Below are 17,339 nucleotides of genomic sequence, written 5' to 3' on the forward strand. Positions count from 1 at the left end.
GGTCACTGCTGGAGCGGGATGATAAGGGCAGCGTTTTTATAAACAGCTAAATGACTTTTGTGCATGTAGCCGGTTTTGATTTAAACCGGTTACTGTGATTAACAAGGACGTGGCGGATAAATCTAAAGGAAACAATAATGGGAATTTTACATCCGCAGGAATGTTACTTTTTAGAAAAATTTATCTCAGCAGAACATTATGCCGAAACCCGTGATGCCATTATTGCCTACATTGATGCCCATGAAGAAGCCCTGGCAAGATATAAACGTGAAATGCCGATTAATACTCGCAAACTCCCTCAATGGCAGCAGGCTGATATAGTATGGGAGTCACGCGTGATGCCTAATATCAGACCGATGAAAGAACGTTACATGAAAGCTTATATTCTACGAACTCATAACGACATCAAAGCATTCGATATCGGTCATGCTATGAGCAATATTAGCAAAGGTATTGTTGAGTTTTGGAATGGATGGATGACTGAAGAAGAAATTTTGGTTATTTCCCAGTTAGAAACTATCGCATCAAAATTAGATCATAGACTTTCTGATTCACTGAGAGGTGCATGGGATGAGGGGGATTTGACTTATATTAATTCAATGTATGATAAATCAGATTTACCTAAGACGATTCCTCGGTATAAATTAGATCAATCAGTACGTATTGAGTTAGGTGATATTCCCAGCCAGACAGGATTCTATTTGCCGGATATTGATTGTGCACCCGCACGTTTTATTGCTGAAGACTATGGTAAACCGGCCTCAGCGAGACAAGGTACCCGACGCAGTGACTGGGTGGATTCAGAAACAGGTGAAAAGGAATATTGCTGGCTGGAGTCTCAGTGGGCAAAAACCGGCTGGACCCTTATCCGCCGGGTTGAAGGCGAATTTATTGATGTGCCACCGGAAGGTTTTTTCCCAAAAGGATTACCGGAAGAATTATACAACTGGCCGGAGAAAGAGACTTTAACCAACTAAAAGCTTTCATCGATTTACTTTCTACGTTGAAAAGAAACCACAGGTATGGACTATTGCTCATCCTAAAAAACAATAGCCATTGTTGAAATAGGAGTTTTCAACTCCGAAGTAGAGTTTGAAAAGGTTTCAATTTTTAATCCAGAAATTTGTATTTCCCAGCCCCGCCACATTAAAAATGCCATAACGAAAAGGAATGTCTCATGGCCACATTACACACCCTGTTAGCGCTATGCCCACAGGAAAACCCAGATATATTGATGCAAAAGGCCAAAGTGCAAACGGCGCTGTGGGAAAAATGGCTAAACCCGGTTAGCAGCGATAACGCAACTGGTGAAGATCCCGGTTATGACGATGATTTTCAACGTATGCGTGAAGAAGTTAATAAGCTTTCAGGCGCGGATACTGAACTGGTATGCCAGCTGGCGGAGAAATTACTGACCACTGTATGCAAAGACGTAAGGGTGGCCACTTATTACCTCTGGGCACGATTGCATCGCGACGGCGAATCGGGTCTGGCCGAAGGGTTGGAGCTGTTGAGCGGACTGGTCTCACGCTATGGCGACCAGTTGTTGCCATCACGAAAAAATAGCAGGCGGGCTGCCATGGAGTGGCTGGCAGGAAGTAAAGTCCTCGACAGCCTTTCGCTGTATCCCGAAGTCGATAAGCCAAAGTTTGAACGCATTTTGGCTGCACTCACCCTGTTTGAAGACGTTATTACATCATGGGAAGACGCAAACCGACCACAGTTGGGCGGTCTTTATGATGCCCTTGAATCCCGACTGGCTCAGTCTGGTGGCTTCGATGCCGTTGTTCCGCAAAATAGCGGCGGTCAGGCAACGTCTGATTCGCGCTCCATCTCGCCGGACATGCCGACATTAAAGGTAATACAGTCTGGTCGTGAGTTACTCGATCAGGCTAAGGCGTTAGCTCAGTACCTGCGAGACCAGCCACAAGGCTGGCTATCAGGACACCGCTTGATGACTACAATACGCTGGGACACCGTCGACCAACTACCTCCGCTGGACGCTAAAGGTTGTACTCGCCTGGTACCACCCCGTACTGACTACCGTGCCCAACTCAAACGCCTGTATCTGCAACAAAGCTGGAGCGAATTACTGGAAAATGCAGATAGGATGTTTACTGAAGGCGTGAACCATTTCTGGCTGGATATTCAATGGTACTTGCACCAGGCACTCAGCAAGTCGGGGGCGCCTTATGATAGTTGGGCAGAATTTATCGAACAGGATCTGCGGTTATTGCTGCTTCGTTTACCGGGACTGGAAACGCTGGCCTACAGTGACGGTACCCCCTTTGCAGACGAAGTGACCGCAGGCTGGATCGCTCGTGATATTCAGGACAATGACGGGCGATGGCAATCTGAACCCAATGCAGTCTCTGCAAGTGGCGATGAAGATGTTCTTCAGCTTGAAACCGAAGCACTGGCGCAGGCAGACGGTGAAGGTATTGAAGCTGCACTCAATTGGTTGCAGATTCGCCCGGGGATCACTACACCTCGCCAACGTTGGCTAATACGGCTGCTCATGGCTCGTGTTGCTGAACAATATGGAAAAAATGAAATGGCACTCCACTTACTTGGAGAACTGGACAGCACAGGAAATAGCCTCACGCTGAAGCAATGGGAGCCGGCCCTGCTGTTTGAAGTAAAAGCACGACGACTCAAACTGCTGAGAATGCAATTCCAGCGCGGCGATACTGATAAAGCAAAACTCATCCTCGAAATGGACACGCTACTCGCCGGATTGGTTTCAATTGATCCTGCGCGCGCGGCAGTGCTTTGTGCTTAAGAAAGGACTTTAACCGCGAATGAACTCAAAATCCCCCTCTCTTTATGAAATCCTCACTGGCAACTTTGCCGGCGGCCTCGACCTGCACAACGTCAGCGAAGAGAATCAGGTGATCCTCTCTGTGCTTGATAACATGCAGCGCATTCTTAACTGTCGCGCGGGCACGCTTACGCACCTGCCCGATTATGGCTTGCCGGACATGAGCAAAATCCTGCAAGGGATGCCCGGCACGGCGCACTCGCTGCTGACCACGCTTTCCGGCACGTTACTCAAATACGAACCCCGCCTGAGAAAAATCAATGTGATATTGCTGCCGCAGTCCAGGCCGGGGCATCTTGAGTACGCCCTCGACGCCGAACTGAAAGACCTCGGACTTGTGCGCTTCGGAACAGAGTTTATGCCGGAAGGCCGCGTGCTGATGCGTCATATGAAACAACAGAATTACGTGTGACAAATTTAAAATATTTTAATTCCTGTTTTTTAAAATTTAATGTCAACAGGGAGGAGTAACCCACAATCATGAAATAGCCTCTAAATAAAACAGATCATATGCATGGAAAAGCTAACCAGGCGCAATGTCTGGTCATTTAAATTAATAAAGGGTTTTTATATATGTTTAAAGGTATTTTTTTACTGACCACCGCCTCATTATTTTCTTTAAGCGCGCAAGCGGGGCTATTTGGAGGCGAAGACTTCAAATGTGGCAGAGATGATGCTGTCAAAGCTGTTCAGGATTACATCAAAAGTGAAGCAGGAGCGAAACTGCAGAACGATTATATTATCAACTCCGGAGCATTCTATAAAAAAGACATCCAGGAATTTCAGAGTAAAATAGATTCAATACCCATGACGATTTCTAATGTCTCAACAACATCAACAACCGACGGAACGCTGAACTGTAGTGCAACAATAGCGGCACAACTTCCACCAGAAACCCTTGAAGTGTTAAAAAACAACCCGGAGTATCTGTCCAGTATCATTTCAGATAATGGGAAAATGAATAACGGTAAAGTTGTATGGAGTAATTATCCCTACAGCCTCAGTCTGGCTGATAACAAAAAGGATATATCTGTAAGCAGAGTTAATTACATTCAGAACTCTATATATAAAATGTCCACACTCGCAGTGAATAAAGATCATATCATCACTTCTAATTTCACTGTAAAATTATCCAACTCAAAAAATAACTATGCAAGAAGCGACCGAAACCTGAATGATATCTGGAAAAGCCTCCCGGACTCGATTAAAACTTCCATGAAGAAATCACAACAAGCGTGGGTGAATGAAAAAGCGCTTAAATGCGGAAAATTATCGGATGCGGATATGGAAATTACGCCAATTCAAAACAGGATTAATATTTATGATTGTCAGACAAAAATGACAAATGAACGCATCGCATTTTTAGGTGGCGATAATTATTAATTTACAATGCTAGTCAATGTGCACCCAAAAAATCGGGTGCACAAACTTTACCGCCAAATAAAGCTTTCTCAGGTAAGACAAGATGATAACCCAAGACAAAAACCGCCAGTTGCGCACCGGGGATGACCCGCGTGCGCTGGCTGATTACGCGGTTTTACGCGAAGAACTGAGCAAATTAACCCATCCGGCGCGTCCCGATGTGGACTGGAAAAAGGTGGAACACCTGTGTCTGAACCTGTTCCAGCAAAACGGTATCGAGCTGCAAACGGCCTCCTGGTACACACAGGCCAGAGCGCGGCTAGCGGGCATGCCGGGATTAAATGAAGGGCTGGCGATCCTCGAGGCATTAATTTCACGTCAGTGGCCGGGACTGTGGCCGCAGCCGGTGCACGCGCGGATGGAAATTCTTTCGGGTCTGAGTCAGCGTCTTCAGCAAATATTGCGCGGTATGTCACTGGAATATCATGATTTATCGCAGATTTATCAGGCAGAAAAACTGATCGCTTCGCTTTGCAATGTGTTGCAACGCCTTGAACTGAAACACGTCAGCCAGCTGGAAGCACTGACTAGTTTCATGCATGGTACTGCCGTCAGGCTGGAGAATATGCACGCGACCAGCGATGCAGCAATCGTTTTACCGGCGGCAGCGGCAGAAAAAGCGGAAAAAGAGTGGACCGCGCAACCCGGTGAACAATGGGTGTATGTTGCGCAGAGCGGACCTGCCGAACCGCAGGTGATTGCACCGCCTTCGCCAGTGAAACGTCCGGTGCAGTGGAAAGGGTTTATCGCAGGTATCGTGGTGACGGCATTGGCCGGTACCGGTTTTAAAGCCGGGATAGATGCTTTTTATCATCCGCAAACGGCAGAGCAACTGATGGCGACGCTGCCGGTATTACCAAAATCGCTGAACGCACAGGCGCTGGAAACACTTAAGAACCAACAGGCTGAGATGCTCCACCGCGAGGCACCGGCATTTCTGGCCGCCACCCAACAGCAAACACGCCAGCTGGCAGCATTGCCACCGCGCTGGGCACAGGACACCGGAGCACAACTGGTAAAACAGGCGCAAATCCTCTGGCCGGATAACCCCGCATCTCAACAACTGGCAAAAAACTGGACACAACAGCTTAACGCCAGTGCGATACCGCTGGAAAACCTCGATGGCTGGCAACAGGCGAATACGCAGTTACAGCAACTGGCGGACAAACTCAACGGGCTGGATGAACAACGCGGTAAATATATGACCGTGTCGCAGCTAAAATCCTCCGTGTTTGCCATCCAGCAGGCGCTGAACAGTTCGCCGCCAGTCGAAGAATCGCTGCGCAAACTGGCGCAGGATAAACAGCAGCAAAAAGGCATATCCCCGCAGCGGATTATGCAAGTGGATAACCAGTTCACGCAGTTGCTGAACAGGTATGTGTTGCTCCTCCAGAACTTACCGGCGACAACCGAAAAAAATGGTCAGGCAGATCACTGACTGATGTTTGTGGCGGCGGACGTCAGCCATCTTAAATTACAGAGGAAGTATGTCAGCAAAAGAACGGTTTCTAAAAAAATTACAAGACAGCCAACCTCGCACTGGCTCTTTTGAAAATAAAGGTCAGGCGGATATCGCCGAGTTCCGGCAGCGGATCAGCCTGCTGCAGGAAAACATGGAAGAATGGCTGGAAGGCACCGGTATACGGATCGAAGGCACCCCTATCTCACTGGTTGAATGTCTGATGGGCGGGAAATCATTCAGCGTTCCGGGTATACGGCTGTTTTATGAAGACAGGCAGGTGAAATTCACGCCGGTCTATTTATATGGCCAGGGCGTCACAGGCTGTGTGGAATCCAGTCTTTGCGTTCAGGGTCGCGTCACTGTCCTGTGCCGGTTGTTTATGCGTGCTGGCGAAAACAGGGACTGGACATGGCGCCCTGCAAATCCCTTCACCGGGCCAGAGCGGGCGTTTAGTGAAGATGCCTTTTTTGAGCTGATAGGAGGCTTATTACCCTGACGCCTTCGGGCGTCTTTTTTCCTCAGTCACCCGGGCAGACTTCCGTTAAAATGTAAAAAAATGCTACAAAAATTACCTTCCGGCTCCATTTTTCACCAAAACCGATGACATAAATTTACATTGCATTAAAAATAAGAATGCGCTGTCACTCCTGCAAATTTAACTTTCTTGTTACCAATTTTGCACACAACAAGCCATTACCGAATGCAGGGAAATTACATTTGAAAAACATCACAACTTTTTGATCCAGATCAATGCAACAACATGACCTCTCACTTTTTGTGGTTAATTCCCTTCCCCCGCTTTTCTCCGAATTTAGTTTTCCCGCCCCTGCTTTTTACCCGTACTGAAAGTGTTTCAGCGACTAATTTCCCCACGGAACGGTCCCTGTTAATCCCTTCGCGCGATGTGCTTAAATCGGTTTCTCGCAAAACCCCGGCAGTCCCACCCTTTCATTCATGACTTCACCTGCGAATGTCATACATCGCCGGTTCCCGTACCGGTATTGCTGTTTGGAAGGGTAACCTGACACACAAAAGAGGTTGTTATGTTTGGTCTTGATGCGCTAGAACTGGCCCGGATCCAGTTTGCCTTCACCGTCTCTTTTCACATCATTTTTCCCGCTATTACTATCGGGCTTGCCAGTTTTCTGGCTGTTCTGGAAGGCATGTGGCTGAAAACAAAAAAAGAGGCATATCGCGACCTGTATCATTTCTGGTCGAAAATCTTTGCCGTTAACTTCGGTATGGGCGTGGTCTCCGGTCTGGTGATGGCTTACCAGTTCGGCACCAACTGGAGTATGTTCTCGTCATTCGCGGGCAGCATTACCGGTCCGCTGCTGACGTACGAAGTGCTAACTGCATTTTTCCTTGAAGCTGGCTTCCTCGGCGTGATGCTGTTCGGCTGGAACCGCGTCGGACCGGGCCTGCACTTCTTCTCTACCTGCATGGTGGCGCTCGGCACACTGATGTCGACGTTCTGGATCCTCGCTTCCAACAGCTGGATGCAAACCCCGCAGGGCTACGAGATTGTTAACAACCTGGTGGTGCCGGTCAGCTGGATGAAGGTTATCTTCAACCCGTCCTTCCCGTTCCGCTTAATGCACATGACCACCGCCGCGTTTCTGGCGTCTGCCTTCTTCGTGGGCTCTGCTGCGGCATGGCATTTGCTGCGCGGTCGCGATACGCCAGCCATTCGCACCATGTTGTCGATGGCAATGTGGATGGCGCTGATCGTCTCGCCAATTCAGGCATTCCTGGGCGATGCGCACGGCCTGAATACCCTGAAATATCAGCCCGCTAAAATCGCGGCCATCGAAGGCCACTGGGAAAATAAAGACAACAAACCTTCCCCGCTGGTGCTGATCGGCTATCCCGATATGAACCGTGAAGAAACCCGTTACGCGATTGAAATCCCGTATCTGGGCAGCCTGATCCTGACGCACAGCCTGACGCATCAGATCCCGGCGCTGAAATCCTTCCCGAAAGAAGACCGCCCGAACTCTTCCGTCATCTTCTATACCTTCCGCATCATGGCCGGTCTCGGCATGCTGATGATTTTGCTGGGGGTGCTGAGCCTGATCCTGCGCCGTGGCGGCAAAATGTATACCTCTAAAGCGTTCCTGCGCTTTGCTTTCCTGATGGGGCCTTCCGGTCTGCTGGCGTTGCTGGCGGGTTGGATCACCACGGAAATGGGGCGTCAGCCGTGGGTAGTTTATGGCCTGCTGCGTACCAAAGATGCGGTATCTAACCATAACGTCATCCAGATGAGCGTCAGCCTGATCCTGTTCATCGTCATTTACTGTTCGGTGTTTGGTGTCGGTTACGGCTACATGATGCGTCTGATCCGCAAGGGTCCGCAGGCGCACGAAGGTGAAAGTGTTGATCACGGTGGTCCGGGCCAGCACCGCACGCCTGCGCGTCCGCTGTCTGCGATTTCAGAATCACTGACTGACGAAAATAAGGGAGCTTGATAATGGGTATCGACTTACCGCTGATCTGGTTTTTGATCATCATCTTCGGCGTGATGATGTATGTGGTGATGGACGGATTCGACCTGGGTATCGGCCTGCTATTCCCGCTGGTGAAAAAAGAACACGACCGTGATGTGATGATGAACACCGTTGCGCCGGTCTGGGACGGCAACGAAACCTGGCTGGTGCTCGGCGGTGCGGCATTGTATGGCGCATTCCCGCTGGCGTACTCGGTGATTCTGGATGCACTGACTATCCCGCTGACCCTGATGCTGTTCGGTCTGATTTTCCGTGGCGTAGCCTTTGAATTTCGTTTCAAAGCCAGTCCGGCCAAACGTCACGTGTGGGACAAATCTTTCATCTGGGGTTCGGTGATCGCCACCTTCTGTCAGGGCGTGGTGCTGGGCGCGGTGATCAACGGAATTCCGGTGGTGAACCGGACTTATGCCGGTGGCGCACTGGACTGGCTGACGCCGTTCACGCTGTTCTGTGGTTTTGCGCTGGTGGTGGCTTATGCCCTGCTCGGCTGCACCTGGCTGATTATGAAAACCGAAGGCGAATTGCAGGAAGCGATGCACAAAATCGCTAAACCCCTGTTGCTGGTATTCCTGCTGGTGACGCTTGCAGTCAGCCTGTGGACGCCACTGACCCACAGCGATATCGCCACCCGCTGGTTCTCGCGCCCTAATCTTTACTGGTTCCTGCCGGTACCGGTGCTGGTGGTGCTGGTCTCCGCGTGGATGTATCGCGCCATCAGCAAAAATGCGCATCACGCGCCGTTCCTGCTGACGCTGGCGCTGGTGTTCCTCGGCTATACCGGTCTGGGGATCAGCATCTGGCCGAACATCATTCCGCCGTCCATTTCTATCTGGGAAGCGGCTTCACCGCCGCAAAGCCAGGGCTTTATTCTGGTCGGCGCCCTGTTCATCATCCCGATCATTCTGGTGTACACCTTCTGGAGCTACTACGTGTTCCGCGGGAAAGTCACACCGGATCAGGGTTATCACTGAGGAATCGCGTTATGAATCTCATCAGAAAAATGGATGACAGCAACATCACTAAAGCCCCGTTCTTAAAGCGTGTCGGCTGGATGGCCGTCATCTGGGGCGGCAGCGTGCTGGCGTTATTTGTTGTGGCATCGGTGTTTCATCTGCTGATGTTTGCGGCAGGAATGAGAAGTCATTAAATGAAAACGATTGGGAGGAATTTTGCTGGTGCACGCAATGTCGAAGCAAGCTTCAACTCCCTAAAATTGCTGTAATACCCCACCCCAACCCTCCCCTTCGCAGGGGAGGGAGCCGGGCGCTGTCTTCCTCAGCATCGGGAGATTAAGGGTCGGTTTGCCTTGCTCCTCCCCCTGCGAAGGGGGAGGCTGGGAGGGGGTTTAGCAGACAACTCTGCTATACCCTCTCCCTTTTTTATTTCTCCAGCACCCGCCCGATAAAATCGAGAATATCGTCCATCGCTTCCTGACGTGCGGCGGCGGAAGGCATGACGATCAGCTGATCGGAATAGCCATTCATGATGGCAGACAACTGGCGGGTAACGCGTCCGGCATCGGTCGGGCGGAACACGCCGCTGTCGATCCCGGCGCGGATAATGTCGGCCAGCAGCGCCAGCCACTTATGCACCATCAGCCGCGCCAGTTCGGCGTAAGCCTCATTATGCGCCGCCAGTTGCCACAGCGAACCATACAACTGCCAGATATCGCCCTGCGTATCGGGCAGATAATTGCACACCAGCGTGTGTAATTTTGCTTTGGGCTCAAGCGGTGAAATTTCAGCGGAAAACTCTTTCAGCTCCGCCATCATCACCACCGACAGCGCTTCAACGCACAGCGTCTGCCAGTCAGGAAAATAATGATAAATGTGGCTGCGGGAAATCCCGACGTACTCCGTCAGCTCGCGCGTCGTGACTTTTTCAATCCCCTTTTCGATAAAGAGACTGATGGCTCCGTCAAGAATTTTAGCCCTTAACGCTTCCCGGTTTTCTTTCATAATTTATCCTGTACTGGCATTGAGCAGTTGCTCAGACCGGCATTTTATCAGGAAGCCTGGCGTGTGCCCACGGACTTACGCAGCACGATTTTCAGCACCACGACGCTGGTAATCACCAGCACAGCCGCAGAAATCAGCACCGCCAGAAACGCCTGATCAAATGCGGTTCGAGCCAGACTGGTCAGTAACGAAGCATGCTCAGGACTGAGATGCCCGGCGAGCGTCAAGGCTTCATCAAGACTGTCATACGCCGTTTCACCGCTGACCAGTCCTTGCGGAAGTGTCAGGCTGCGGCTGTAAACCGCCGTCATCAGGCCGCCCAGCAAGGTCACGCCGAGCACGCCGCCCATTTCCCACGACACATCTTCTATCGCGGCCACCATTCCGGCCTTGTCTTCCGGGGCGTTGAGCATGATCGACGTCGAGGCTGCGGTCACTGCGCCACCAAGGCCAAAACCTAAAATAAACAGACTGATCAGCTGTATCACCGCGCTGCCATCGTAGACCAGGGCGTGAATGACGATGCCGAGTGCAGATATCGCGAAGCCGCCGAGCATCATTTTGCGCACACCGACACGCGGGATCAGCATACCCGCCAGCGGCGAGGCCAGCGCAGACGCCACCGGGATCGGCAGGATAAACATCGCCGCCATAAACGGCGTCAGTCCAAGCACCAGCTGCAACCGCTGGCTCAGCACCAGTTCGATACCGATCAGCGCAATCATTGAGGTGATCGCCACGCCCACGCCACAGGCAAACGCACGGTTGCGGAACAGTGAAAAGTCGATCATCGGCTGTACTGCGCGTTTTTGTCTTCTGACGAATAAACCGAGGAACAGGACGCCTGCGGCCGCAGAACCCATGATCACCAGCCACGACGAATTAATCTGGCTCAGCTCTTTCAGCGCGTAAATCACGCCCACCAGCCCCGCCATCACCAGCGCAGAACCGGCAAAATCACACGGACGTTGTTTATTACCTTCACCGCGCGGGATCAGCGCCTGTGCAAACGGGAAAACGGCCAGCACAATCGGCACGTTGATCAGGAACACCGAGCCCCACCAGAAATATTCCAGCAGCACACCGCCAATGACCGGCCCGAGCGCCGCAGCGCCGGAAGCCACCGCCGACCAGATGCCGATCGCCAGCGCACGTTCACGTTCGTTGGTAAATACGTGGCGCACAATTGCCAGCGTCGCAGGCATCATCATCGCCGCGCCAATCGCCAGGAAAACGCGGGAGGCGATCAGCATTTCAGCGCTGGCAGAAAACGCCGCGCACAGGGAAGCGAACGCAAATACCGGCAGCCCGCTCATAAAAAGATTTTTGTGTCCGATGCGGTCACTGAGCATTCCCGCGCCCGGTAACAGACCGGCGACCACCAGCGGATAGGCATTCACTATCCATAATTTTTCCGATGCCGTGGCGCCCAGCGCCTGCGTCAGACGCGGTAAAGCGGTGTACAACACGGTCATATCAATGATGATCAAAAAGAGTGTACTGGTGACAATCGCAAGTATCAGCCAGCGGTTATTGACGAACATAAAAAGTGCCTCAGATAGATTTTGAGCAAACGCTCAAGGCCAGCAAGGTACTTGAGCAACCGCTCAAAATCAAGCAGCATCTGCCTGGCAGTTGATGAAGCGTTGAAGATGTAACGGGGGAAAACGTCAGATTTACAGGCAATAAAAAAGCCCGCTCGGAAGCGGGCTAAAAAGGGCAAAACAGACTTTTGTCTCAACTTTCTTATTATCTCCCTGGTGCAGGATTTCTTATTCTTTCACCGTCTCCTCGAGTGTGAAGCGCCCTAACGGGTTCTGGTGGAAATCTTTGATATTTTTTCGGGTCACGTTGCGGTACGGGCTGTAATACAGATCAATCCAGTTCACATCGGCTTTCGCCATTTTCTGCAAATCGATGTACATCTGTTCACGCTTCTTCGGATCCATCTCCACCCGCGCGGCGGCCACCAGCGCTTTCACTTTGTCATTGTGATAACGCGTCATGTAATTCATGTTCGAGTCATGGCCCAGCGTAAAGGTGGTTTTCTGATCAGGGTCGAGAATGTCGTTCGTCCAGTACATCACCGAAATGTCATAGTCCCCCGCCACTAACATGTCCCAGCTCTGGCTCGGATCCACTTTCTGCAAGTTGGCAGTGATCCCGGCTTTTGCCAGTTGCTGTTGCAGCAATACCGCAATCTGTTCATCCACTTCATCACCGGCATTCACCAGATATTTCAGGGTCAGATTTTTCACTCCGGCGGCGGCCAGCAGTTGTTTGGCTTTTTCCGGGTCGTACGGGCGTTGCAGGTTGTCAGCGTAATGATACAGCGCGCCATCAGGGATGTAGGAGTTGGCGATTTTGCCGTAACCAAACGTCACGGTATCAATAATGGCTTTTTTATCGATGGCGAAGTCCAGCGCCTGACGCACTTCCACTTTGCCCAGGTCACCGTGAGAATGGTTGATCAGCAGGTGATCTTCACGGGTTGACGTATCCAGTTCGACGGCGAGTTTCGGGTCTTTTTGCAGCGATGAAATGCGCGAGAACGGAATCGACAGTGCCGCGTCAATTTCTCCGGCCTGCACTTTCAGCATGCGGGTATTGTCGTCCGGCAGCGTCAGCCACTCGACGCCATCGAGTTTCACTTTTGCGGCGTCCCAGTAGTACGGGTTCTTCACCAGTTCGACTTTCTCACCGCGCGTCCACTCTTTCACGCTGAACGCGCCGGAACCCACCGGGTGTTCGGCAAAATCATCCGCGCCCTGTTTGGTCAGCGCCTGCTGCGAAATCACCGAGGCATTCGGCAGTGCCAGTTGAGAAAGGAATGCTGCCGACGGCGTTTTCAGGGTGATCACCAGCGTATGGGCATCGGGGGCTTTCAACGTATCGATAATGCTGTATGAATCCTTCCACAGCGATCCGGCGTCATCACGGATACGCGTCAGGCTGAACACAGCATCAGAGGCGGTCACCGGTGTGCCGTCAGAGAATTTCGCGTCGCGCATTTTCAGCGTATAGGTTTTACCGTCCGGCGAAATCGTCCAGCTTTCAGCCAGGCCCGGCAGCAGTTTGGTGCCGGTATTGTCAACGCGCACCAGCGGATCGAACACGTTGGAGAACACCCAGTTATCGGCGTTTTGCGCCGACTTGATCGGGTCAAATGTGGTGCTGTCTTCACGACGGCCGATGGTCAGTACCCCCGCAGCCTGCGCCATTTCGCTGACCAGACTCAACGCCAGCAGCACCCCGGCGGCCACAACGTTAAAATGCTTTTGCTTCATGTAACATTCCTTCAGTCATCGGATTGATCCCGTCGCTTTTGTGGTTATCAAGAACACAGGCGAAGGCATGGTCGGCAATATGCCGGGTTTCAGGTGCCGCACCGTGCCTGCACTCAGGCAGCGCAAAGGCACAGCGTGGATGGAAAGCGCAGCCCGCAGGCAACGAAACCGGGCTGGGTGGTTCTCCCTGTAACGGATGCTCCGGCAGCGGCCGGTCGGGGTCGATTTCAGGGATTGCCGCTACCAGCGCGGCGGTATACGGATGGCGCGGCGCATTAAACACCGTTTGCGTCGGCCCGCTTTCGACAATACGTCCGAGATACATCACCGCCACGCGGTCACACAGGCGGCGCACAATCGCCAGATCATGGGCAATAAATAAGATCGCCAGCCCCATGCTTTCGCGCAGATCCATCAGCAGATTGATGATCTGCGCCTGAATCGACACATCCAGCGCCGCAACACATTCATCAGCGACAATCAGGCGTGGCTCGATAGCCAGCGCCCGGGCAATGCCGGCGCGCTGACATTGTCCACCGCTCAGCGCCTGCGGACGGCGCGTGGCATGTTCCGGGCTGAGGCCAACCAGCGTCAGCAGCGTGCTGACCCGCGCCGGGATCTCCGCTTTCGCCACTTTGTTGTGTACCCGCAACACCTCGCCGATACTTTCGCCAATCGTCTGGCGCGGGTTGAGTGAGGAAAACGGATCCTGAAAAATCATCGCGGTTTGCTGTCGCAGACGGGCAATGTCAGGTTTCATGCCGTCGGTAATCAGTTGCCCGTTAAAACGAACCCGTCCGGCGCTGGCATTTTCCAGCTGCAACATCGCCCGCCCGAGGGTACTTTTTCCGCTGCCCGATTCACCGACCAGCCCCAGCGTTTCGCCTGCGTGAATATGCAGGGACACACCGTTCACCGCCTGAACGTGACGCTTTTTGAGGCCAAAGCCGGAGACCGGAAATGTCACGGAGAGTGCTTCCACTTCCAGCAGCGGATACGGCTGCGGCGTGAGATCAGACGAATGACTCATTGTGCCTCCCGTGGTTCAGCGGATGATGACAGGCCGTTGCGTGGCCGCCCGCTGACATCGCGGGTTGATTTTCACGGCAGAGCGCGGACGCCTGCGCACAGCGCGGATGAAAACGGCAACCACTGGGAAAATGTGCTGCGACCGGTGGCTGACCGGGCAGCGTGATCAGCCGTCCGCTGCCGCCTTCACTGACCGGCTGACAGTCAATCAGGCCGCGCGTATAAGGATGCTGCGCCTGGGCCAGGACCGGCCGTTTTTCACCGGTTTCACATAAACGCCCGCCGTACATCACCGCAATGCGGTCACAGGTTTGCGCCACCACGCCAAGGTCGTGAGTGATCAGAATAATCGCGATACCCAGCCGGTCGCGCAGATCGCGGAGCAGACGTAAAATCTGCATCTGCACCGTGACATCCAGCGCCGTGGTCGGTTCATCAGCAATCAGCATTTTGGGTTCGCAGGCCAGCGCCACGGCGATCATTGCCCGCTGACGCATGCCGCCGGAAAACTCGTGCGGATAGTTATCTGCCCGTCGCTGCGGATCCGGAATACCGACCTGACGCAGCAGTTCCACCGCCTGACTCTGCGCTTCACGGCGGCTGGCCCCAAAATGAAGACGGCGGCTTTCAGCAATCTGCTGACCGATGGTCATCACCGGATTCAGATGGCTGGCCGGATTCTGGAAAATCATGCCGATCTCCCGCCCGCGAATGGCCGTCATGCGTTTATCGTTCAGCGTCAGTAAATCGGTGCCATTGAGGCGGATTTCCCCGGCGCGAATATGCAGCCCTTCACCGGGCAGCAGACGCATCATGGCGCGACAGCTCAGGGTTTTGCCGGAGCCACTTTCGCCGACCAGCCCGAGAATATCGCCCGCATTCAATGTCAGCGAGAGTCTGTCCACCAGCGCCACACCTTGCCGGTCTTCAATGGTTAAGCCGGAAACCTGCATTAACGTCATGGCCGTTCCCCCAGTTTGTCACCCAGTCCGTCCGCCAGCAGGCTGAAACTCATCGCCAGCACCACAATCGCCAAACCGGGGAAGGTGGTTATCCACCACGCCGTAGTAATAAAGCTCTGGCCTTCGGCGACCATCACGCCCCATTCCGCTACCGGCGGCTGGACGCCCAGGCCGAGATAACTCACCGACGCGCCACTGAGTAACACCAGCACGCAGTCGGACATCGAGAACACCAGCGAACTGGTCAGCGCGTTGGGCAGAAGATGCAAAAGTAAGATACGCGGATGGCTGTAGCCCAGGCTGCGCGCGGCCAGAATGAAATCCCGGTGTTTAAGCGTCAGCACCTGCGAGCGCACCAGACGGGCATACGACACCCAGCCCACCATCGCCATCGCAATATAAAAACTGCCCAGTCCCGGCCCGAGAATGGCGATGATCGACAGCATCAGCACCAGAAAAGGAAACGCCAGCACCACGTCTATCACCCGCATGAAAAAGGTATCGACTGCGCCGCCGAGATATCCGGCAAACGCGCCGATCAGCGTGCCGAAGGTAAACGGAAAAATCACACCAATCAGACAGATTTGCAGATCAATCCGTGCCCCCCACATCACGCGGGAAAGAATGTCGCGGCCAAAGTTATCGGTGCCAAACGGATGGGCGAACGTTGGGGGTGACAGTGTCACAGATGCATCCTGCGCAATCGGATCGAACGGCGCGATCCACGGACTGAGCAGCGCAATCAGACCCCAGACACTCAGCATCAGCATGCCGAGCCGTAACGCCTGCTGGCGCGGCAACCCGCGCAGGTGAAAATGCCCCATGCGTTGTGTCGCTATCTTTTCGGTCATGCTCATAGCTTCACCCTCGGATCCAGCGCCACAGTCAGTAAGTCTGCAATCAGGTTCACGATGACTGTCGCCAGGGCGAACACCAGCACCACACCCTGCACCACCATGTAATCACGGCTGATAATGGCTTTCACCAGCAACTGCCCCATACCGGGAATGGCAAATACGCTCTCAATTACCACCGTGCTGCCAATCAGCCAGCCGATATTTACTGCCAGCAGATTGACTGTCGGCACCAGTGAATTGGGCATCACATGTCGCCAGAAAATACGGTTTTCGTTTTGCCCCCGCGCACGGGCGGCGGTGACGTAATCATTCTGTAATTCCATCAGCAGACTGGCGCGCAGGTTACGGGTCAGAACCGCTGACAGCGCCAGCGCAACGGTCAGGCACGGCAGAAACAGGTGATGAATACGCTCGCCGACATCGCTGCCATAGCCCGACACCGGGAACCAGCCGAGGGACAGACTGAACAGTAAAATCATCATGATCGCCAGCCAGAACGCCGGTAATCCGAGGCCGATAGTAGAAAGTAAACGGATCACCTGATCCGCCAGTTGCCCGCGATGTCGTGCCGCTCCGGCCGCCAGCGGCACAGTAAACAGCATCGCCAGCAGCACGCTGCCGAGCACCAGATACAGGGTTGGCTCAATACGCGACATGATCAGCGTTAACGTATCCACACGGTAAATCAGTGACTTGCCCATCTCGCCATGAAACAGGTTGCGCAGAAAATAGAGATATTGCTGCCAGACCGGCAGATCCAGTCCGTACTGCACCCGGATTCGGGCGATGGCTTCCGGTGTGCTGCGTACCCCAAGCAGGATCCGCGCCGGATCGCCGGGTATGGCGCGCACCATCACGAAAGTCAGAATACTTATCCCCAGCAACACCGGCAGCAGTTGCAGCGGTCGCCAGAGCAAAAATCGGTAACGGTGCATGACAATCCTCTTAATGACAGTTTCTGGTGCAGAGCGAGAGTCTTTTCCCCTGTGGCTTTACGTTATCCGCAGTCAGGCCGCGCCGGTAGTTAGCAAAAA

At 53.1% G+C, this 17,339-nt stretch carries 16 protein-coding genes; 9 read left to right on the plus strand and 7 right to left on the minus strand.

Features of this window, described 5'->3' with window-relative positions; translation table 11 throughout:
* The first annotated feature begins 137 nt into the window (after positions 1–137).
* The 9 genes from HGO41_RS22770 to HGO41_RS22810 all read left to right on the plus strand — a co-directional run bounded on the left by HGO41_RS22770 (position 138) and on the right by HGO41_RS22810 (position 9,359).
* A complete protein-coding gene (locus HGO41_RS22770) occupies positions 138–977 on the plus strand; it encodes a type VI secretion protein ImpA (RefSeq protein WP_250981485.1) in 840 nt (279 codons plus the stop codon).
* A 200-nt stretch (positions 978–1,177) separates the two neighbouring features.
* A complete protein-coding gene (gene tssA / locus HGO41_RS22775) occupies positions 1,178–2,782 on the plus strand; it encodes a type VI secretion system protein TssA (RefSeq protein ID WP_200227857.1) in 1,605 nt (534 codons plus the stop codon).
* A gap of 19 nt (positions 2,783–2,801) precedes the next feature.
* The gene (gene tssE, locus HGO41_RS22780; RefSeq protein ID WP_013577850.1) at positions 2,802–3,233 is read left to right on the plus strand and encodes a type VI secretion system baseplate subunit TssE; all 432 of its coding nucleotides are present in this window, start codon (positions 2,802–2,804) and stop codon (positions 3,231–3,233) included.
* A gap of 161 nt (positions 3,234–3,394) precedes the next feature.
* Positions 3,395–4,204: a lysozyme inhibitor LprI family protein gene (locus tag HGO41_RS22785; RefSeq protein WP_013577852.1), complete on the plus strand. Its 810-nt coding sequence runs from the start codon at positions 3,395–3,397 to the stop codon at positions 4,202–4,204.
* A gap of 82 nt (positions 4,205–4,286) precedes the next feature.
* Positions 4,287–5,681, plus strand: coding sequence for a VasL domain-containing protein (locus HGO41_RS22790; protein WP_250981486.1), 1,395 nt, complete (start codon positions 4,287–4,289; stop codon positions 5,679–5,681).
* Between the two features lie 49 nt (positions 5,682–5,730).
* A complete protein-coding gene (locus HGO41_RS22795; protein ID WP_250981487.1) occupies positions 5,731–6,201 on the plus strand; it encodes a hypothetical protein in 471 nt (156 codons plus the stop codon).
* 547 nt (positions 6,202–6,748) lie between these two features.
* Positions 6,749–8,173, plus strand: a complete 1,425-nt coding sequence (locus tag HGO41_RS22800; protein ID WP_013577855.1) for a cytochrome ubiquinol oxidase subunit I — start codon at positions 6,749–6,751, stop codon at positions 8,171–8,173.
* Between the two features lie 2 nt (positions 8,174–8,175).
* On the plus strand, positions 8,176–9,183 hold the full coding sequence (gene cydB, locus HGO41_RS22805; RefSeq protein WP_013577856.1) for a cytochrome d ubiquinol oxidase subunit II: 1,008 nt from the start codon (positions 8,176–8,178) through the stop codon (positions 9,181–9,183).
* Positions 9,184–9,194: 11 nt separating this feature from the next.
* On the plus strand, positions 9,195–9,359 hold the full coding sequence (locus tag HGO41_RS22810) for a DUF2474 domain-containing protein (protein WP_013577857.1): 165 nt from the start codon (positions 9,195–9,197) through the stop codon (positions 9,357–9,359).
* A 232-nt stretch (positions 9,360–9,591) separates the two neighbouring features.
* On the opposite strand, the gene HGO41_RS22815 is transcribed toward HGO41_RS22810, so the two are convergent.
* From HGO41_RS22815 to HGO41_RS22845, 7 genes are all read right to left on the minus strand, one after another.
* Complete coding sequence (locus HGO41_RS22815; RefSeq protein WP_013577858.1) at positions 9,592–10,170, minus strand: TetR/AcrR family transcriptional regulator; 579 nt, start codon at positions 10,168–10,170, stop codon at positions 9,592–9,594.
* Positions 10,171–10,217: 47 nt separating this feature from the next.
* Positions 10,218–11,714 (minus strand): MFS transporter, encoded by a 1,497-nt coding sequence (locus HGO41_RS22820; RefSeq protein ID WP_013577859.1) that lies wholly within the window; start codon positions 11,712–11,714, stop codon positions 10,218–10,220.
* 228 nt (positions 11,715–11,942) lie between these two features.
* Positions 11,943–13,457, minus strand: coding sequence for an ABC transporter substrate-binding protein (locus HGO41_RS22825; RefSeq protein WP_013577860.1), 1,515 nt, complete (start codon positions 13,455–13,457; stop codon positions 11,943–11,945).
* A complete protein-coding gene (locus tag HGO41_RS22830) occupies positions 13,438–14,487 on the minus strand; it encodes an ABC transporter ATP-binding protein (protein WP_013577861.1) in 1,050 nt (349 codons plus the stop codon). The genes HGO41_RS22825 and HGO41_RS22830 overlap by 20 nt, the downstream gene beginning before the upstream one ends.
* On the minus strand, positions 14,471–15,448 hold the full coding sequence (locus HGO41_RS22835; RefSeq protein ID WP_013577862.1) for an ABC transporter ATP-binding protein: 978 nt from the start codon (positions 15,446–15,448) through the stop codon (positions 14,471–14,473). The genes HGO41_RS22830 and HGO41_RS22835 overlap by 17 nt, the downstream gene beginning before the upstream one ends.
* On the minus strand, positions 15,445–16,305 hold the full coding sequence (locus tag HGO41_RS22840) for an ABC transporter permease (RefSeq protein WP_250981488.1): 861 nt from the start codon (positions 16,303–16,305) through the stop codon (positions 15,445–15,447). Before HGO41_RS22840 ends, HGO41_RS22835 begins: the two co-directional genes overlap by 4 nt.
* Positions 16,302–17,240 (minus strand): ABC transporter permease, encoded by a 939-nt coding sequence (locus HGO41_RS22845; protein WP_037033096.1) that lies wholly within the window; start codon positions 17,238–17,240, stop codon positions 16,302–16,304. Before HGO41_RS22845 ends, HGO41_RS22840 begins: the two co-directional genes overlap by 4 nt.
* Positions 17,241–17,339 lie beyond the last annotated feature (99 nt).

Origin of the sequence: Rahnella sp. CG8 (genome assembly GCF_023701875.1) — a bacterium.
Classification (GTDB): Bacteria; Pseudomonadota; Gammaproteobacteria; order Enterobacterales; family Enterobacteriaceae; genus Rahnella; species Rahnella aceris.